Annotated in this window: 16 protein-coding genes; 14 read left to right on the forward strand and 2 right to left on the reverse strand. The window is 71.2% G+C overall.

Annotated features, from left to right (window positions below; translation table 11 throughout):
• Nucleotides 1-8: 8 nt before the first annotated feature.
• The 12 genes from LOC65_RS12245 (at nt 9) to LOC65_RS12300 (ending at nt 11,641) form a co-directional block, all read left to right on the forward strand.
• Nucleotides 9-635, forward strand: a complete 627-nt coding sequence (locus tag LOC65_RS12245; RefSeq protein WP_029718347.1) for a HEAT repeat domain-containing protein — start codon at nt 9-11, stop codon at nt 633-635.
• Entirely contained in the window at nt 632-1,498 is an 867-nt protein-coding gene (locus LOC65_RS12250) for a protein-glutamate O-methyltransferase CheR (protein WP_009858266.1), read from the forward strand. The genes LOC65_RS12245 and LOC65_RS12250 overlap by 4 nt, the downstream gene beginning before the upstream one ends.
• Nucleotides 1,495-1,932 carry a response regulator gene (locus LOC65_RS12255; RefSeq protein WP_009858265.1) on the forward strand — a complete coding sequence of 146 codons (438 nt, stop codon included), beginning with the start codon at nt 1,495-1,497 and terminating at the stop codon, nt 1,930-1,932. The genes LOC65_RS12250 and LOC65_RS12255 overlap by 4 nt, the downstream gene beginning before the upstream one ends.
• Entirely contained in the window at nt 1,929-4,241 is a 2,313-nt protein-coding gene (locus LOC65_RS12260) for a chemotaxis protein CheA (RefSeq protein WP_230247663.1), read from the forward strand. Before LOC65_RS12255 ends, LOC65_RS12260 begins: the two co-directional genes overlap by 4 nt.
• A complete protein-coding gene (locus LOC65_RS12265) occupies nt 4,241-4,465 on the forward strand; it encodes a hypothetical protein (RefSeq protein WP_009857444.1) in 225 nt (74 codons plus the stop codon). The genes LOC65_RS12260 and LOC65_RS12265 overlap by 1 nt, the downstream gene beginning before the upstream one ends.
• A 20-nt stretch (nt 4,466-4,485) precedes the next feature.
• Nucleotides 4,486-6,525, forward strand: coding sequence for an ATP-binding protein (locus LOC65_RS12270; RefSeq protein WP_230247664.1), 2,040 nt, complete (start codon nt 4,486-4,488; stop codon nt 6,523-6,525).
• Nucleotides 6,526-6,537: 12 nt separating this feature from the next.
• Nucleotides 6,538-6,930: a response regulator transcription factor gene (locus tag LOC65_RS12275; RefSeq protein ID WP_164964139.1), complete on the forward strand. Its 393-nt coding sequence runs from the start codon at nt 6,538-6,540 to the stop codon at nt 6,928-6,930.
• Complete coding sequence (locus LOC65_RS12280; RefSeq protein WP_164964138.1) at nt 6,927-8,009, forward strand: methyl-accepting chemotaxis protein; 1,083 nt, start codon at nt 6,927-6,929, stop codon at nt 8,007-8,009. Before LOC65_RS12275 ends, LOC65_RS12280 begins: the two co-directional genes overlap by 4 nt.
• Nucleotides 8,010-8,122: 113 nt before the next feature.
• Complete coding sequence (locus tag LOC65_RS12285; RefSeq protein WP_009857440.1) at nt 8,123-8,488, forward strand: response regulator; 366 nt, start codon at nt 8,123-8,125, stop codon at nt 8,486-8,488.
• A gap of 43 nt (nt 8,489-8,531) precedes the next feature.
• A complete protein-coding gene (locus tag LOC65_RS12290; RefSeq protein ID WP_230247666.1) occupies nt 8,532-9,758 on the forward strand; it encodes a methyl-accepting chemotaxis protein in 1,227 nt (408 codons plus the stop codon).
• Entirely contained in the window at nt 9,733-10,152 is a 420-nt protein-coding gene (locus LOC65_RS12295; protein ID WP_164964136.1) for a response regulator, read from the forward strand. The genes LOC65_RS12290 and LOC65_RS12295 overlap by 26 nt, the downstream gene beginning before the upstream one ends.
• A 130-nt stretch (nt 10,153-10,282) precedes the next feature.
• Nucleotides 10,283-11,641, forward strand: coding sequence for a TrpB-like pyridoxal phosphate-dependent enzyme (locus LOC65_RS12300; protein WP_230247667.1), 1,359 nt, complete (start codon nt 10,283-10,285; stop codon nt 11,639-11,641).
• Nucleotides 11,642-11,827: 186 nt separating this feature from the next.
• Here LOC65_RS12300 and hrpA read toward each other — a convergent pair whose 3' ends face one another.
• The gene (gene hrpA, locus LOC65_RS12305; protein ID WP_230247668.1) at nt 11,828-15,814 is read right to left on the reverse strand and encodes an ATP-dependent RNA helicase HrpA; all 3,987 of its coding nucleotides are present in this window, start codon (nt 15,812-15,814) and stop codon (nt 11,828-11,830) included.
• Between the two features lie 30 nt (nt 15,815-15,844).
• Nucleotides 15,845-16,234, reverse strand: a complete 390-nt coding sequence (locus LOC65_RS12310) for a VOC family protein (protein WP_164964133.1) — start codon at nt 16,232-16,234, stop codon at nt 15,845-15,847.
• Between the two features lie 55 nt (nt 16,235-16,289).
• Here LOC65_RS12310 and argA point away from each other — a divergent pair, with 55 nt between their 5' ends.
• Together argA and LOC65_RS12320 are read left to right on the forward strand one after the other, a co-directional pair.
• Nucleotides 16,290-17,630, forward strand: a complete 1,341-nt coding sequence (gene argA / locus LOC65_RS12315; protein ID WP_009855523.1) for an amino-acid N-acetyltransferase — start codon at nt 16,290-16,292, stop codon at nt 17,628-17,630.
• Nucleotides 17,631-17,646: 16 nt separating this feature from the next.
• Complete coding sequence (locus LOC65_RS12320) at nt 17,647-17,919, forward strand: oxidative damage protection protein (protein WP_009855522.1); 273 nt, start codon at nt 17,647-17,649, stop codon at nt 17,917-17,919.
• Nucleotides 17,920-18,079: the final 160 nt, after the last annotated feature.

An 18,079-nucleotide genomic window follows, 5' to 3' on the forward strand; every position in this document is an offset into this window, starting at 1 on the left:
GGACGACGATGGGATTGAGAAGGACCGACGCCCCCGCGCCGCTGCGCGAGGTGGTGGAACGCGAGTTCCCGCGCGACCTGCCGGGCCTGCTGTCGCAGCTTCGCAGCGCCGACGCCGAACGCCGGCGCTGGGCCGCGCGCGACCTCGCCGTGCACCCGCAGGCGGTGCCGGCACTGGGCGAGGCGCTGAGCCACGAGGACGATGCCGGCGTGCGCTACGCGCTGTTCACCAGCCTCACGGCCCTGGCGGACGCCGCTTCGGTGGACGTGTTGCTGCCGCTGCTGCGCACCGAGGACGCCGGCCTGCGCAACGGGGCGATCGAGGCCCTGGCCGAGATGCCGCAGGCCGTCTCGCCGCGCGTCGAGGCGCTGCTGCACGACGCCGACCCGGACGTGCGCATCTTCGCCGTCAACCTGCTGGCCGAGCTGCGTCACCCCCGGGTGCCCGACTGGCTGGCCCAGGTGCTCGCCGAGGACCCGCAGGTCAACGTCGTGGCCGCGGCGATCGACGCGCTGGCCGAGGCCGGCTCGCCGCAGCACGTGCCGGCGCTGCGCGCCGCGGCGGCCCGCTTCGCCGCCGATCCCTTCGTCGGTTTCGCCGCGCAGATGGCGATCGAGCGCATCGAGGCCGCATGAGAACCGCCGCCGCGTCGCGCGTGCAGATCACCGATGCGGACTTCCTGAAGTTCCGCGACTTCTTCTATCGCAAGACCGGCATCCACTTCGACGAGAACAAGCGCTACTTCGTCGACAAGCGGCTGGTCGAGCGCATCGCGGCCACCGGCGCGGAGGACTTCCGCAGCTACTTCATCGGCCTGCGCTTCGAGGCCGGCGGCAGCGAGCTGCAGCACCTGGTCAACGCGATGACGGTCAACGAGACCTACTTCTTCCGCGAGGCCTACCAGTTCGACTGCCTGGTCAACGACATGCTCGCCGAGGTCGTCAGGCGCAAGAAGCCGGGCAGCCGCATCCGCATCTGGTCGATCCCGTCGTCGACCGGCGAGGAGCCGTACTCGATCGCGATCTACCTGCTCGAACGCTGGGCGCAGATCGACGACTACGAGGTCGAGATCCTGAGCTCGGACATCGACACCCAGGTGCTGGCCGCGGCGCAGCGCGGCGTCTACTCGCCGCGCTCGGTGTCGCAGCTGCCTCGTCCCTACCTCGACAAGTACTTCAAGCGCCACGGCGAGTACGAGTGGGCGATCTCGGAAGACCTCGTCGCCGCGGTCGACTTCAGCCGCGTCAACCTGTCGGAGCCGGCGGACACGCGGCGCTTCCGCGACATCGACGTCGTCTTCTGCCGCAACCTGCTCATCTACTTCGACGACCTGTCGCGCCGCGTCGCCGCCGAGGCGATGTACGACGCGCTCGCGCCCGGCGGCTTCGTCTGCCTGGGGCACTCGGAGTCGATGAGCCGCATCACCTCGCTGTTCGGCGTGCGCCGCTTCAAGGACGCGATGGTCTACCAGAAACCCCTCGCCGGAGACTCCGCATGAAGCCGCAGATCCTGGTCGTCGACGACGCCGCCACCGTGCGCATGTACCACCGCAAGATGCTGGGCGACGCGGGCTGGCGGGTCGAGGAGGCCGTCAACGGTGTCGAGGCCCTCGAGAAGGTCATCGCGCAGCCCGCCGACGCGCCTTTCGACCTCTACGTCGTCGACATCAACATGCCCAAGATGGACGGCTACAGCTTCGTGCGCGAGCTGCGCCGCCTGGGCCAGGTGCCGCAGGCGCCGGTGCTGATGGTCAGCACCGAGGCCCAGGCGCAGGACGCCACCGCGGCCCACGACGCCGGCGCCAACTGCTACCTCGTCAAACCGGCCAAACCGACCGAGCTCGTGCTGACGGTCGCCCTGCTGCTGGGCGACCTGGCCGCAGCCACGCGTGCGGCCACGGCGCACGTGCAACCCCAGGGAGCGAGGGCATGAGCCTGAACGCCAGCGAACTTCTGGACCAGTTCATCGTCGAGGCGCGTGAATGCCTCGAGCAGATCGGCCAGCGCCTGCTCGACGTCGAGCGCAACCCCGGCGACGCCGAGCTGCTCAACGACCTGTTCCGCCAGGTGCACACGCTGAAGGGCAACTGCGGGCTGTTCGACTTCAAGCCGCTGGAGACGGTGGTGCACGCCGGCGAGGACCTGCTCGACCGCGTGCGCCACGGCAGCCTGGCCTACGACCCGACGATCGCCGACGCGCTGCTCGAGGCGATGGACTACACCGCCGAACTGGTGGACGCGATCGCCGCCGAAGGCCGCCTGCCCGACGGCGCGACCGAACGTGCCGGCCGTCACGCGGCCGCGCTGCGCCGCCACCTGGCCCCCGCTGCAGCCGCCGCTGCCGCCGCAGCACCGCCGACCGCGCCTGCGGCGCCCGGCCCGGCCGCCGCGGCCGCCCCGGCGCCGGCCTGGCTGGCGCGCCTGGCGCCGGCGGTGCTCGCCGCCGGCGGCACCGCGCTGCGCTACGCGCCGGAGCCCGAGTGCTTCTTCAAGGGCGAGGACCCGTGGCGCATGGCGCAGGCCACGCCCGGCCTGCGCCACCTGCAGGTCGGCACCCAGGGACCCTGGGGCGAAGGTGAAGCCTTCGACTGCTACCGCTGCAACCTCGAGCTGCTGCTCGTCAGCGACGCGCCGCCCGCGTACCTGGAGGAGCACTTCCGCTACGTGCCCGAGCAGGTGCAGCTGCACGGGCTCGCCGCCCCGGCCGCCGAGCACGCGTCCGACGCGGCCGGCGAGCTGATCGTGCACACCGCGGCCCACGTCTGGGAGCAGCAGCGCCAGCTGCTGGCACGCCCGGGCGTCGCCGCGGCCGCCGTGACCGCCGCGCGCACCACCTTCGTCGGACTGCTGGCCTGCCTGCCGCCCGGCGCCGGCACGGCCGCCGCGCGCGAGCAGCTGCTGGCCCTGCCGGCCGGCGCCGCGCCGCTGGCGGCCTGGGCGCTGCAGCACCGCCCCGCCCCGGCTGCCGGTCTCGACGGCACGCCTGCGGCCGAGCCCGGCGAAACGGTCGCGGCGGCCGCGGGCCGCCGTGCCGCCGGTCCGCTCGCGGCCGCCGGCGAGGACGCCGGCCAGAAGGTGCTGAAGGTCTCGCAGGACAAGATCGACCGGCTGATGGACCTCATCGGCGAGATGGTCGTCGCCAAGAACGCCCTGCCCTACCTCGCGCAGCGTGCCGAGGAGGTGTTCCAGCAGCGCGAGCTGGCACGCGAGATCAAGACCCAGTACTCGGTCATCAACCGCATCGCCGAGGACATGCAGCACGCCGTCCTGCAGGTGCGCATGCTGCCCGTGGGCACGATCTTCCAGCGCTTCGGCCGCCTGGTGCGCGACATCAGCAAGAAGCTCGGCAAGGACGTGCAGCTGGTCGTCGAGGGCGAGGACACCGAGGCCGACAAGAACGTCATCGAGAGCCTGGCCGACCCGCTGATCCACATCCTGCGCAACAGCCTGGACCACGGCCTCGAGCTCCCGGCCGCACGCCTGGCCGCCGGCAAGCCGGCCCAGGGCACGCTGCGCGTGGCCGCGCGCCAGGAAGGCGACCGCGTGCTGCTGGACATCAGCGACGACGGCGCCGGCATCGACACCGAGCGCGTGCGCGCCAAGGCCGTCGAACGCGGTCTGATCCCCGCCGACCGCGCCGACTCGCTGAGCGAGCACGAAGCGGCGCAGCTCGTGTTCCTGCCCGGCTTCAGCACCGCCGACACGATCTCCGACCTGTCCGGGCGCGGCGTCGGCATGGACGTCGTGCGCTCGGCCGTCGAGCGCATCAACGGCAGCGTCACGCTGACCAGCGAACGCGGCCGCGGCACGACGATCCGCCTGGCGCTGCCGCTGTCGATGGCGGTGACCAACGTGATGATGATCGAGGTCGGCGGCCGGCGTTTCGGCGTGCCGATGGACCTGATCGTCGAGACCGTGCGCGTGCCGGCCGACGACATCCACCACTTCAAGCGCGCGCAGACCGCGGTGCTGCGCGGGCGCATCGTGCCGCTGCGGCCGCTGCACGAGCTGCTGGCGCTGGACGAGGCGCCGCGGCTGAACGCCGAGGACGAGCACGCGGTGCTCGTCGTGCGCCTGGGCGGCGAGCCGATCGGCCTCGTCGTCGACGACTTCCACGGCACCAGCGACATCATCCTCAAGCCGCTCGAAGGCGTGCTCGCCGGCATCACCGGCTTCGCCGGCACGGCGCTGATGGGCGATGGCAGCGTGCTGATGATCCTCAACCCGAAGGAGCTGATCTGATGGCCATCCGCTACCTGAAGACCCACGCGGTGCTCGAAGGCCACGTCGGCGCCGAGGACGCCGAGGCGCTGGTGGCCTGGATCCGCCGGCGCAAGGCGCCGGCCGTGCACCTGGGCGACTGCGAGCACCTGCACGCTGCCGTGCTGCAGGTGCTGCTGGCGCTGCGGCCGGCGGTCAAGGTGCCGCCGCGCGAACGCTGGCTGGCCGCGGCGCTCGGCGTCTGAAGGCCGGGCTGGACACGACCATGGTGCAGGCCCTGGCGATCGCCCTCGCGGCACTGCTGGCGGTGACGCTGGCGGTGCAGCAGTGGCGCGCCCACGTGCGCTGGCGCCGCCTCGTCGCCGACAACGAACGCCTGGCCCTGGTCGCGCGGCAGACGTCCAACGCCGTCGTCATCACCGACCGGCAACGACGCGTGACCTGGGTGAACCCGGCCTTCGAGCAGCTGACCGGCTACCCGCTCGAGGAGATGGTCGGCCACAACCCCGGGCGCATGCTGCAGTGCCCCGGCTCCGACCAGGGCACCGTCCTGGCGATGCGCGAAGCGCTCGGCGCCGGGCAGCGCTACGTCGGCGAGATCCTCAACCGTGCACGCGACGGCAGGCTGTACTGGGTGGACCTGCGCATCGAACCGCTGCTCGACGCCCACGGCTGGCTGTCGGGCTTCATGGCGATCCAGACCGACGTCACCGCACGCCGCCACAGCGAGGGCGCGCTGCGCGCGAGCCAGGACTTCCTCGAGCACACCGGGCGCATCGGCGGTGTCGGCGGCTGGTCCTTCGATCCCGCCAGCGGCAGGCTGAACCTCACGCGCCAGGTCTGGCGGCTGCTCGGCGAGACGCCGCGCGAGAACCCGACGATCGCCGACTGCCTGCGCCGGGTCGGCCCGCAGTCCCGCGCCGAGGTGGAGATGCTGATCGCCGACGGACTGAGCGCACGCGACCGCTGGGACGTGGACCTGCAGGTCATCACCGGCGCCGGCCAGGAACGCTGGCTGCGTGTCATCGCCGAGAGCGAGCTCGACGCCACCGGCGAGCTGCGCCTGATCGGCACGGTACAGGACGTCAGCGTCCGGCGGGCCGTCAAGGCCGAGGCGCTGCACAACGCGGCGCTGCTGCGCAACGCGATCGAGACCATCGACGAGGCCTTCGTGCTCTACGACCCCGACGACCGCCTCGTCATCTGCAACGACAAGTACCGTGCGCTGTTCGCCCGGCCCGGCATGGAGCTGCTGACCGGCGTGCGTTACGAGGACATCCTGCGCGCCGGCGTGCGTGGCGGCCAGTACCCCGCGGCGCAGGGCCGCGAGGAGGAATGGGTGGCGCAGCGGCTGCAGGTGCACCGCTCGGGCGCTGGGCCCTTCGTGCAGCGACTGGACGACGGCCGGGTGCTGCGCGTCGTCGACCGCGTGATGCCCGACGGCCACGTCGTCGGGTTCCGCGTCGACATCACCGACCTCGTGCGCGCCACCGAGGCCGCCGAGCAGGCCGACCGCAGCAAGAGCGAGTTCATCGGCACCATCAGCCACGAGCTGCGCACGCCGCTGCAGTCCATCCTCGGTTTCTCCGACCTCGGCCGCCACTTCGCCGCCGGGCACCCGCAGTTCGAGCCGATGTTCCGCGACATCCACGACGGCGGCACGCGCATGCTGCGGCTGGTCAACGGGCTGCTGGACATCTCCAAGATCGACGGCACGCTGGGCTCGCTGGTGCGGCGGCCGGCCGACCTGGGCGAACTGGCCCTGGCCGTCGTGCGCGAGCTGCGGCCGCAGGCCGGCGCGCGCCGGGTCGAGATCGTGCTGCCCGAAGCGGCGGCGGCGCTGACCGCAGAGGTCGACGCCTTCCGCATGCAGCAGGTGCTGCGCAACGTGCTGGCCAACGCGATCCGCTTCGCGCCCGAAGGCAGCAGCATCGAGATCGCGGCCACCGACCTGGGCGCCGCCGGCCGGCGGCTGGAGATCCTCGACCGCGGCCCCGGCATTCCCGAGGCCGAGATCGAGGCGATCTTCAAGCCCTTCGTCCAGAGCTCGCGCACGAAGAGCGGCGCCGGCGGCACCGGCCTGGGGCTGGCGATCTGCCGCCGCATCATGGGCGCCCACGGCGGACGCATCACCGCCGCCAACCGCGACGGCGGCGGCGCCCGCTTCACGATCGAGCTGCCGGCCCCCAGCCTGCCGGCCTCGGCCTCCTCGCCGGCAACCGAAGTGCCGAGCGACGACTCACCGCGGCCGCGCAAGTCGCTGCGCCAGCTTCGCAGCGAGCGCGCCGCCACACCCAGCGCCTGAACACGCAAGACCATGGCCTACACCATCCTGTCCATCGAGGACCAACCCGACATCCGCCGCCTGATCCGCATGACACTCGAGTTCAAGGGCTACGAGGTCGTCGAAGCCGGCGACGGCGAGGAGGGCCTGGCGCTGGCGCGGCGCTCGCCGCCGGACCTGATCCTGCTCGACGTGATGATGCCGGGCATGGACGGCCACGAGGTCGCCCGCCAGCTGCACGCCGACCCGCGCACGAACGAGGTGCCGGTGGTGATGATCTCGGCGCTGGGCCAGACCTCCGAGATCGAGGCCGGGCTGCTCAGCGGCGCGCTGCACTACCTGGTCAAACCCTTCAGTCCGTGGGCGCTGCTGGACATCACCGCCCAGCTGGTCCGGCGCGCCCCGACGCAGGAGCAGCCGGCATGAGTCACGAGGCACCGCCCGGCACGGGTGCCGGCCCGTCGGCTGCGCGCTGGTGGTCGCGGCTGCTGCCGCGCGGCCGGCAGCGCCCCGCCACCCGGGAGCACACGGCGCACGAGCTGCGCGAGTCGGCCGCCTTCCTCGACGTGATGCAGCGCCAGCTCGGCGGCGCCGTGCACGACGCCGAGACCGGCGCGCACGAGCTGATCCGCCGCATGACGGCGGTGCACGAGGTGTCCGATCGCCAGGCCCGGCGCATCGACGAGACCGACGCCCACGGCCACGAGCTCGCCCAGGTCGTCAAGGACAAGCTGCTGGCCGACGCGCAGCTCGGCGCGATCCTGGAGATGTTCGTCGAGCAGCAGGAGAAGGACGTCGACGCCAACCTCGAGCGCATCCGCCGGCTGCAGGGCGTGAAGGACCTGGGGCCGCTGGTCGACGACATCGCCGCGGTGGCGCAGCAGACCAACTTCCTCGCCATCAACGCCGCGATCGAGGCGGCGCGCGCCGGCGAGGCGGGCCGCGGCTTTGCCGTGGTGGCGGCGGAGATCCGCCTGCTGTCGACCCGCACGGCCGGCGTGGCCGACGACATCGCGCGCAAGATCAGCGTCGCCACCGACGGCATCGACGCCGAGCTCGCCACCGCGATGGACGCCAGCGAGCGCAAGAGCACCACCGGCAACATGCGCCGCGTGCTCGACGACATCGCCGCGATGCGCCAGCGTTTCGCCGACTCGATGCAGCGGCTGCAGATCGGCGCCGTCGTCGCCGCCGTGCGCGACGGCCACGTGGACATCGCCGGCCGTCTGGCCGACGCGCTGGGACAGCTGCAGGTGCAGGACGTGACACGCCAGCGCATCGAACACGTGCAGAACGCGCTGGCCAGCCTGCAGGAGCACCTTCAGCTGATGGCCGTGCAGCTCGAGCGCGGCGACGGCATGGCCGACGGCCGCCCCGGCGCCAGCGAGCGGCTGCAGCAGCACGCCCAGGACTACGTCATGCACAGCCAGCACGAGGTGCACGCCGAGGCCACAGGAGCCGGCCGCGTCGAGGCCGGATCGCAGCCCAGGATCGAACTGTTCTAGCGCGCGAACGAACGGTCGCCGAGGCCGATTGCGGATCAGATTTCACAGAAGAAATCGTTTTTATCATTTAAAGTGGGCACGGTCCAGAAGCCCGCCACGACAAGGCACCAACAATGAAATGCGTTTTCCTCGTCGACGATTCGGCCACGATGCTGATGAGTCTCAAAGGCACCCTGGAGATCAGCGGCTTCCGGGTCGAGACCGCCGCGGACGGTGAAGCCGCGCTCGGCAAGCTGCGCGCGGGCCTGCGGCCGGATCTGATCATCACCGACATCAACATGCCCCGGCTGGACGGCATCGGCCTGATCCGCGAGGCGCGCAAGCTGCTGCGTTTCACGCCGATCCTGGCGCTGACCACCGAGAGCCAGCTCGCCAAGCGCGAGGAAGCCAAGAAGAACGGCGCCACCGGCTGGCTGGTCAAGCCGCTGGGCGGCGGCGAGTTGGTCAAGGTCATCAAGCAGGTGCTGCCGGGCGCCTGAAGTCCCGCCACGACGCGCCGCGCCATCGAAGAGCGAGCCCACGATGAACGAGCGAGCCGAGCCCTCACCCAGACCCTGGCGCAGGCTGCCCGGGCAGCGTGTGCTGATCCTGACGGCGCTGGCGCTGGCGGGCCTGGCGCTTCACCTGATCTGGCCCGGGTCGGTGCCCTGGAGCACGCCGCTGGCCGCGCTCGGCGGCGCCCTGCTGGGGCTGCGGCTGGGCGAGCGCTACGGCCACACGATGAGCCGGCATTCCGAAGCCGGGCAACGCGTGCGCCAGGACATCCAGACGCTGCAACAGGCCTTCGACGTCCTGAAGGCCCAGGTCGGCGCGACGATCAAGACCTCCGAGGAGGCCGTGATGTCGATGATGGAGCGCATGAACCGCGTGCACGCCAACACGATGGACCTGCGCGAGCGCATCCTCGAGGCGGTCTCGCGCTCGCAGGCCCTGTCCTCGGACTCGCTGAGCCGCGCCGGCGAGCACGGCCGCGCCGTCGCCTCGCTGGCCCGGCACCAGGAGGACTTCGAGGCCCGGCAGGCCGAGAACCTCGGGCGCGTGCGCGAAGTGGCCGAGCGCGTGCGCCAGCTCACGCCGCTGGCCGCGCTGATCGGCGACATCGCGCGCCAGACCAATCTGCTGGCGATCAACGCCTCGATCGAGGCCGCGCGTGCCGGCACCGAGGGTGCCGGCTTCAAGGTCGTGGCCACCGAGGTGCGCCGGCTGTCGACGCAGACCAGCGAGGCGGCGCGCCAGATCAGCGACGGCATCCACCACGCCGCCACCGCGATCGACGCCGAGATGAACCGCGTCGACGCCAGCCAGGGCGAGAGCGCCGCACAGCAACTCGGCGAGATCGCCCGCCACATCCAGGTGATGAGCGACACGCTGGCCGATGTCGTGCCCTATCTCGGCGAGCTGTCGGGCCGCATGGACGACGGCATGGCGGTCGTCACCGGCGACATCGTCGACACGCTCGGCGACATGCAGTTCCAGGACATCAACCGCCAGCTGCTCGAGCAGATCAACACCGCGCTGGGCAGCCTGTCGGAGCATTTCGCCCAGGTCTACGAGCTGATCGACGGCACCGCGCCGCCGCCTCCGGTGATGCTGGAGGAGCTGCTGACGCGCTGGACCGACAACTACGTGATGCACGCGCAACGCGTGGCCCACGGACTCGGCACCGCGGCCAGGGCGGCCGCGGCGGCCCCGCCCGATCCTCCCCTCCACCTGGCGAGCACCCATGGCCCCCGCATCGAACTCTTCTGAAGCCGCCGACCGGCCCTGCGTGCTGTTCGTCGACGACTCGGTGACGATGCGCCGCAGCATCGAACTGACGCTGCAGACCGGTGGCTACGAGGTCGTCACCGCGTCCGACGGCACCGTGGCGCTGGCGCTGCTGCGCGAGGGGCTGCGCCCGGACCTGCTGCTGACCGACATCGTCATGCCGGGCACCGACGGCCTGACGCTGATCCGCGAGGCGCGCAAGCTGCTGCGCTTCACGCCCATCGTCGCGCTGACGACCCAGGGGGCACCCGAGATGCGCCAGCAGGGACGCGCCGACGGCGCCACCGCCTGGCTGCTCAAGCCCACCGGCGGGCGCGGGCTGCTCGAACTGGTCGCGCGTTTCGTGCAGCGGGCACCGCAGGCGCCGGCGGTCTGAACGTGGCGCAGCGCCCGCAACGGGCCTGATTTCAATCAAGCGACGTCCACGCCGCCCGCCACGACGCGCGCCGGCACGGCGGAGGCCGCGCACGCCGATGCCAGAATCCTCGCGTCCCCCAGGAGATGCGATGACGACGAAGTTCCTGCTCGAAGAAAGCCGCATGCCGCGGCACTGGTACAACATCGTGGCCGACCTGCCGGTGCCGCCGGCGCCGCCGCTGCACCCGGGCACGAAACAGCCGGTCGCGCCGGCCGACCTGGAGCCGCTGTTCACGCGCTCGCTGATCGAGCAGGAGATGGCGACCGAGCGCGAGATCGAGATCCCCGAGCCGATCCGCGAAGTCTTCCGCCTGTGGCGCCCGGCGCCGCTGATCCGCGCCCGCCGCCTCGAACAGGCGCTGCAGACGCCGGCCAAGATCTTCTTCAAGTACGAAGGCGTGTCGCCGGCGGGCAGCCACAAGCCCAACAGCGCCGTGCCGCAGGCCTGGTACAACGCCCAGGCCGGCATCCGCAAGCTGAGCACCGAGACCGGCGCCGGCCAGTGGGGCTCGTCGCTGGCCTTCGCCGGCTCGCTGTTCGGGCTGGAGGTCAAGATCTTCCAGGTGCGCGTGTCCTACGACCAGAAGCCGTACCGCCGCGCGCTGATGGAGACCTACGGCGCCACCTGCATCCCCTCGCCGTCGCCCGAGACCGCCGCCGGCCGCGCCGTGCTGGCCGAGCACCCGCAGCACCCCGGCTCGCTGGGCCTGGCGATCAGCGAAGCGGTCGAGGTCGCGGCGACGAACGACGACACCAAGTACGCGCTCGGCTCGGTGCTCAACCACGTGCTGCTGCACCAGACCATCATCGGCCAGGAAGCGATGCTGCAGATGGAGATGGCCGATGCCGACCCGGACATCGTCATCGCCTGCACCGGCGGCGGCAGCAACTTCGCCGGTCTCGCCTTCCCCTACGTCGGCCAGACGCTGCGCGGCGGCCGCAAGCGCCGCATCGTCGCCGTCGAGCCGGCGGCCTGCCCGAGCCTGACGCGCGGCAAGTTCGCCTACAACTTCGGCGACACCGCGCACCTGACGCCGCTGACCAAGATGCACACGCTGGGCAGCACCTTCACGCCGCCGGGCTTCCACGCCGGAGGCCTGCGCTACCACGGCATGGCGCCGCTGGTCAGCCACCTGAAGGAGCTCGGCCTGATCGAGGCCCAGGCGCACACCCAGAACGACTGCTTCGCCGCGGCGGTGCTGTTCGCGCGCTGCGAAGGCATCGTGCCGGCGCCGGAGGCCAGCCACGCGATCCAGGGTGCGGTCGCCGAGGCGCTGCGCTGCAAGGCCGAAGGCAAGGCCGAGACCATCCTCTTCGGCCTCAGCGGCCATGGCCACTTCGACATGGCCGCCTACACGAACTACCTCAGCGGCAAGCTGGTCGACGCCAGCTACGACGAGGCCGAGCTCGCGATGGCGCTGTCGGGGCTGCCGAGCATCCCGGCCTGACGTTCTGCCTGACCACCGAAAGACTGGGGTCAGGTCTCGCGGAAGACTGGGGTCAGGTCTCGTGAGACCTGACCCCAACGTGCGTGTCGGCGGGGAAGAATCGGGGTCAGGTCTCATGAGACCTGACCCCAGCTTGCGCAGCTTTCGCGAGGCGTGGCCGGTCCACCGGACCGACCACGTCCACGCTCAGCCCGACAGCTGAGCCCAGGCTTTGTCCAGCCGCTTGACGCTGACCGGCTGCGGCGTGCGCAACTCCTGGGCGAACAGGCTGACGCGCAGCTCCTCCAGCAGCCAGCGGTACTCGTCCAGGCGCGCATGCTGCGCGCCCTTCAGCTCGGCGACGCGGCGCCAGTAGCGCTGCTCCAGCGGGCGCAGCTCGGCCAGGCGCGTGGCGTCGCGCGCCGGGTCGGCGCGCAGCTTGTCCAGGCGCAGCGTCACGGCCTTCAGATAACGCGGGAAGTGCGCCAGCGCCGCCCAGTCGGTGTTCGCCAGGAAACGTTTGGGCACCAGGCGCTGCAACTGCTGCGCGACGTCGTCGGCCACGTCCTTGGGCGGGCGGCTGTCCTTCAGCTTGCGCGCCGCCACCGCGTACTCGGCCAGCACGACGCCGGCCAGGCGCGCCACTTCCTGGGCGATCAGGTTCAGCCGCGTGCGGCCTTCGTCGACGCGGGCCTTGAAGCTGCGTTCGTCGCTCGGCAGCGGCTCGGCCAGGAAGGCGCGGTCGACCGCGACGTCGACGATCTGCTGGCGCAGTTCCTCGACGGTGCCGCCCATCGCCATGAAGGCCACGCCCATCTTCTGCAGATCGGGGATGTTCTTCTCGAGGTACTTCAGCGGCTCGCGGATCTGCAGCATCACGAGCCGGCGCAGGCCGACACGGTGCCGGGCGGCGGCGACCTCGGGCTCGTCGAAGACCTCGATCTCGACGTGCGTGCCGCCGTCGACCAGCGCCGGGAAGCCGATCAGCGTCTGCGCGCCCTTGCGGATCTCCATCAGCTCGGGCAGCTCGCCGAAGGTCCAGGCGGTGTGCCGCTGCGCCGCGGCCGGTGCGGGAGGCGCGACGACCTCGGCGGCCACCCCGCGGCCCGGCTCCCTCTCCCGCCCCGCGGGAGAGGGCTGGGGTGAGGGTTGCGGCGCGGGCGCCGCCTTGACCTTCAGCGCCGCCAGCGCCTGGAACGCGCTGCGCGCCTGGCCGCCGAGTTCGGCCTTCAGCCCGGCGAGGTCGCGCCCCATCGCCAGCTGGCGGCCGTGCTCGTCGACGACGCGGAAGTTCATGAACAGGTGCGGCGGCAGCTGCTCCAGCTTGAAGTCGTTGCGCTGCACCGCGAGCTGGGTGCGCTCGCGCACCGCCTTCAGCAGCGCGTCGACGAGTTCGCCCTGGGCGAACGGCGCGGTGGCGCAGAACTCGGCGGCGAACTCGGGCAGCGGCACGAGGCGCGAGCGCGGGCGCTGGTGCAGGCTCTTGCACAGCGCCAGCACCTTGTCGCGCAGCATGCCGGGCACCAGCCACTGGCAGCGTTCCTCGCTCGCCTGGTTCAGCGCGTAGATCGGCAGCGTCACCGTCAGCCCGTCCTTGGCGTCGCCGGGCTCGTGCAGATAGCTGGCCGCGCAGTCGATGCCGCCCAGGCGAACGGTCTTCGGGAAAGCGTCGGTCGTGATGCCGGCGGCCTCGTGACGCATCAGCTCGTCGCGCGTCAGCTGCAGCAGCTTGGGGCTCTTCTTGACCTCTTCGCGGAACCACTTCTCCAGCGTCGCGCCCGAGCAGACCTCGGGCGGCAGCTGCTGGTCGTAGAAGGCGAAGATCAGCTCGTCGTCGACGAGCACGTCCTGGCGCCGCGACTTGTGCTCCAGCTCCTCGACCTGGGCGACGAGCTTGCGGTTGTGCGCCAGGAACGGCAGCCGCGACTCCCAGTCGCCGTTGACCAGCGCCTCGCGGATGAAGATCTCGCGCGCCGCCTTGGCGTCGACGCGGCCATAGTTGACGCGGCGGTTGTTGTAGACGACCAGGCCGTACAGCGTCGCGCGCTCCAGCGCGATGACCTCGGCGGCCTTCTTCTCCCAGTGCGGCTCGAGCAGCTGGGTCTTCAGCAAATGGCCGGCCACCGCCGGGATCCAGCCCGGCTCGATGGCGGCGATGCCGCGGCCGAAGAGGCGTGTCGTCTCCACCAGTTCGGCGGCGACGATCCAGCGCCCCGGCTTCTTGCTCAGGTGCGCACCCGGGTGGCGCCAGAACTTGATGCCGCGCGCGCCCAGGTACCAGTCCTCGTCGTCGGACTTGCAGCCGATGTTGCCCAGCAGGCCGGCAAGCATCGACAGGTGCAGTTGCTCGTAGGTCGCCGGCGCCGTGTTCAGCCGCCAGCCGTGTTCGGCGACGACGGTGTGCAGCTGCGAGTAGATGTCCCGCCACTCGCGCACGCGGCGCGGGTTGACGAAGCTCTCGCGCAGGCGCTGCTCCTGCTGGCGGTTGCTGAGCTTGTGGGTCGCTTCGCTCCCTCTCCCGCCTGCGGGAGAGGGCTGGGGTGAGGGTGGTGGCGCGGCACGGCCCCTCACCCCCACCCTCTCCCCGCTCGCGGGGAGAGGCAGTCCTCCGGCGTGCCCATGGCCGCGGCCTTCCTCGATCCAGTGCCACAGCTTCAGATAGCCGACGAACTCGCTCTTCTCGTCGTCGAACTTGCGGTGCTTCTCGTCGGCGGCCTGCTGCTGCTCCAGCGGCCGGTCGCGCACGTCCTGCACCGACAGCGCCGAGGCGATGACCAGCACCTCCGACAGCGCGTGGCGGTCGCGCGCCTCGAGGATCATGCGGCCGACACGGGGGTCCAGCGGCAGCTTGGCGAGTTCGCGGCCGGTCTTCGTCAGCTCGCCGCCGTCGTCGATCGCGTTGAGCTCGTCGAGCAGCGCGTAGCCGTCGGCGATCGCCTTCTTCGGCGGCGGCTCCAGGAACGGGAAGTCCTCGACCGTGCCCAGGCGCAGCGCCTTCATGCGCAGGATGACGCCGGCCAGCGAGGACCGCAGGATCTCGGGATCGGTGAAGCGCGGGCGCTGGTTGAAGTCGGCCTCGTCGTAGAGGCGGATGCAGACGCCGTTGGCGACACGCCCGCAGCGGCCGGCGCGCTGGTTGGCCGCGGCCTGGCTGACCGGCTCGACCTGCAGCTGCTCGACCTTGTTGCGGTAGCTGTAGCGCTTGACGCGCGCCAGCCCCGAGTCGACGACGTAGCGGATGCCGGGCACCGTCAGCGAGGTCTCGGCGACGTTGGTCGCGAGCACGATGCGCCGGCCGTTGCCGGCCTCGAAGACGCGGTCCTGCTCGGCCTGCGACAGGCGCGCGAACAGCGGCAGGATCTCCGGCTGCGGCCCGCCACGGGCGGTGCTGGCCAGGTGCTTGCGCAGATGGTCGGCGGTCTCGCGGATCTCGCGTTCGCCGGGCAGGAAGACCAGGATGTCGCCGCTGCCACCGCGCCACAGCTCGTCGACCGCGTCGGCGATCGCGTCGGCCAGGTCCCAGTCCTTCTTCTCCTCGAACGGCCGCCAGCGCTGCTCGACCGGGTACAGCCGGCCCGAGACCATGATCACCGGCGCCGGGCCGGCAGCGGACTCGAAGTGCTTGGCGAAGCGGTCGGCGTCGATGGTCGCCGAGGTGACGACGATCTTCAGATCGGGCCGGCGCGGCAGCAGCTGGCGCAGGTAGCCGAGCAGGAAGTCGATGTTGAGGCTGCGCTCGTGGGCCTCGTCGATGATCAGCGTGTCGTAGGCCTTGAGCAGCGGGTCGGTCTGCGTCTCGGCCAGCAGGATGCCGTCGGTCATCAGCTTGACCGAGGCGCCCGGCTGCAGCCGGTCCTGGAAGCGCACCTTGTAGCCGACGACTTCGCCCAGCGGCGAGTTCAGCTCCTCGGCGATGCGCTTGGCGACGCTGGAGGCGGCGATGCGCCGCGGCTGCGTGTGGCCGATCAGGCCGCGGCCGCCCTTGTCCCAGTTCGCCAGGCCACGCCCCAGCTCCAGCGCGATCTTCGGCAACTGCGTCGTCTTGCCCGAGCCGGTCTCGCCGCAGACGATGACCACCTGGTGCTCGGAAAGCGCACGCGCGATCTCGTCTCGGCGCGCCGAGACGGGCAGCGATTCGGGATAGGTGATCGGCGGAACCGGGTTGGCCGGCCGCCCGGGGCGAGTGTCGGACACGGGGCGCGGATTATGGCCGCGCCCGCGGGATCACATCGCTTCGTAGCGGATGACGTTGATCGCCGCGCCGGTCGGGTCGCGAAGCACCGCCATGCGGCCGACGCCGGGCACGTCCATCGCCGGCACCAGCACGCTGCCGCCGAGTTCGAGCGCCTTGGCGATCGTGTCGTCGACCGAATCGACCGTGACGTAGCCCGCCCAGTGCGGCGGCACTTCCTTCGGCGTGTCGGGCGGGAAGGCCATGATGCCGCCGACCGCGGTGCCGTCGGCGGTCTTGACGACACGGTACGGGCCGACCGACATCTCGTGGGTCTCGACGGCCCAGCCGAAGAGCCCGGTATAGAACGCGGCGGCGCGCTCAGGGTCGGCCGTTAGCAGTTCGTTCCAGCTGAAAGCGCCGTGGGTCTTGAAGACGTCCATGCGATCTCCTGTCTGAGGGGTGCGGCGACGATGCTGCGGCACAATCGCCCGCGCCATGAGTGTCGTCTTCCCGCACACCTTCGTCCCCTGGTTCCGCGCCGTCGCGCCGTACATCCACGCCTACCGGGGCAAGACCTTCGTCGTCGCGGTGACCGGGGAGATGATCGCCGCCGGCAAGCTCAACGCCTTCGTGCAGGACCTGTCGATCCTGCACGCGATGGGGCTGAAGATCGTGCTGGTGCACGGCTTCAGGCCGCAGGTCGACGAGCAGCTCGCCGCCAAGGGCCACGTCTCGCGCTTCAGCCACGGCCGCCGCATCACCGACCCGGTGGCGCTGGACGCCGCCCAGGAAGCTGCCGGCCAGCTGCGCTTCGAGATCGAGGCCGCGTTCTCGCAAGGCCTGCCGAACACGCCGATGGCCAACGCCACGGTGCGCGTGGTCTCGGGCAACTTCCTCACCGCGCGCCCGGTCGGCATCGTCGACGGCGTCGACTTCCAGTCCAGCGGCCTGGTGCGGCGTGTCGACCACGCCGCGATCCGCCGCGCGATCGACATCGGCGCGCTGGTGCTGCTGTCGCCGTTCGGCTTCTCGCCGACCGGCGAGGCCTTCAACCTGACGATGGAGGACGTGGCCACGTCCACCGCGATGGCGCTGCAGGCCGACAAGCTGGTCTTCATGACCGAGGTGCCGGGCATCCGCGAGAACCCCGCGGACCCGGAAAGCCCGATCGACACCGAGCTGACGCTGGCCGATGCGCGCCGGCTGCTGGCCTCGTGGCCGGCACCGACCAAGCCCACCGACCCGGCCTTCTACCTGCAGTACTGCGTCAAGGCCTGCGAACACGGCGTCGAACGTTCGCACATCCTGCCCTTCGCCGCCGACGGCTCGCTGCTGCTGGAAGTCTTCACCCACGACGGCATCGGCACGATGGTCGTCGACGAGAAGCTGGAAAGCCTGCGCGAAGCGACGCCCGACGACGTCGGCGGCATCCTGCAGCTGATCGAACCCTTCGAGCGCGACGGCACGCTGGTGCGACGCGAGCGCACCGAGATCGAACGCGACGTCTCGGCGTACACCGTCATCGAGCACGACGGCATCATCTTCGGCTGCGCCGCGCTCTACCCCTACCCCGAGGCGCGCACCGCCGAGATGGCGGCGCTGACCGTCTCGCCGCTGGCGCAGGGCCAGGGCGACGGCGAGCGCATCCTCAAGCACATCGAGCACCGCGCCAAGGCGATGGGCCTGGACAGCGTGTTCGTGCTGACCACGCGCACGATGCACTGGTTCATCAAGCGCGGCTTCGCCCAGGTCGACCCCGACTGGCTGCCCGAGGCGCGCAAGCGCAAGTACAACTGGGACCGGCGCTCGCAGGTGCTGGTCAAACGACTGTTCTGAACGACTGGAGACCCCGATGGCCCGCATGGTGAACTGCGTCTACCTGAAGAAGGAAGCCGAAGGCCTGTCCTTCGCGCCCTACCCCGGCGAGCTCGGCAAGCGCATCTACGACAACGTCTCGAAGGAGGCCTTCGAGCAGTGGAAGCGCCACCAGACGATGCTCGTCAACGAGAACCGCCTGAACCTGGCCGACGCCCGCGCCCGCCAGTACCTCGCCCGCCAGATGGAGCAGTTCTTCTTCGGCGGCGGAGCCGACGCGCCGGCGGGCTATGTCCCGCCGGCAGCCTGAGCGAAGCTCGGGCATGAAGAACTGCGGGGTGCACTCATCTGCGCGTAGCGCAGGTGACGTGCACACCAACGGTTCCTTCTTCGGCGGCGGAGCCGACGCGCCGGCGGGCTATGTCCCGCCGGCAGCCTGAGCGAAGCTCGGGCATGAAGAACTGCGGGGT

It is taken from the genome of Rubrivivax sp. JA1055, from assembly GCF_020966565.1.
In the GTDB taxonomy this organism is placed as follows: Bacteria; Pseudomonadota; Gammaproteobacteria; order Burkholderiales; family Burkholderiaceae_C; genus Rubrivivax; species Rubrivivax benzoatilyticus.

Bases quoted from the DNA above. Each gene is read 5' to 3' on its own strand.
- LOC65_RS12245 (WP_029718347.1), top strand. From the start codon at position 9: ATGGGATTGAGAAGGACCGACGCCCCCGCGCCGCTGCGCGAGGTGGTG.
- LOC65_RS12250 (WP_009858266.1), top strand. From the start codon at position 632: ATGAGAACCGCCGCCGCGTCGCGCGTGCAGATCACCGATGCGGACTTC.
- LOC65_RS12255 (WP_009858265.1), top strand. From the start codon at position 1,495: ATGAAGCCGCAGATCCTGGTCGTCGACGACGCCGCCACCGTGCGCATG.
- LOC65_RS12260 (WP_230247663.1), top strand. From the start codon at position 1,929: ATGAGCCTGAACGCCAGCGAACTTCTGGACCAGTTCATCGTCGAGGCG.
- LOC65_RS12265 (WP_009857444.1), top strand. From the start codon at position 4,241: ATGGCCATCCGCTACCTGAAGACCCACGCGGTGCTCGAAGGCCACGTC.
- LOC65_RS12270 (WP_230247664.1), top strand. From the start codon at position 4,486: ATGGTGCAGGCCCTGGCGATCGCCCTCGCGGCACTGCTGGCGGTGACG.
- LOC65_RS12275 (WP_164964139.1), top strand. From the start codon at position 6,538: ATGGCCTACACCATCCTGTCCATCGAGGACCAACCCGACATCCGCCGC.
- LOC65_RS12280 (WP_164964138.1), top strand. From the start codon at position 6,927: ATGAGTCACGAGGCACCGCCCGGCACGGGTGCCGGCCCGTCGGCTGCG.
- LOC65_RS12285 (WP_009857440.1), top strand. From the start codon at position 8,123: ATGAAATGCGTTTTCCTCGTCGACGATTCGGCCACGATGCTGATGAGT.
- LOC65_RS12290 (WP_230247666.1), top strand. From the start codon at position 8,532: ATGAACGAGCGAGCCGAGCCCTCACCCAGACCCTGGCGCAGGCTGCCC.
- LOC65_RS12295 (WP_164964136.1), top strand. From the start codon at position 9,733: ATGGCCCCCGCATCGAACTCTTCTGAAGCCGCCGACCGGCCCTGCGTG.
- LOC65_RS12300 (WP_230247667.1), top strand. From the start codon at position 10,283: ATGACGACGAAGTTCCTGCTCGAAGAAAGCCGCATGCCGCGGCACTGG.
- LOC65_RS12310 (WP_164964133.1), bottom strand. From the start codon at position 16,234: ATGGACGTCTTCAAGACCCACGGCGCTTTCAGCTGGAACGAACTGCTA.
- argA (WP_009855523.1), top strand. From the start codon at position 16,290: ATGAGTGTCGTCTTCCCGCACACCTTCGTCCCCTGGTTCCGCGCCGTC.
- LOC65_RS12320 (WP_009855522.1), top strand. From the start codon at position 17,647: ATGGCCCGCATGGTGAACTGCGTCTACCTGAAGAAGGAAGCCGAAGGC.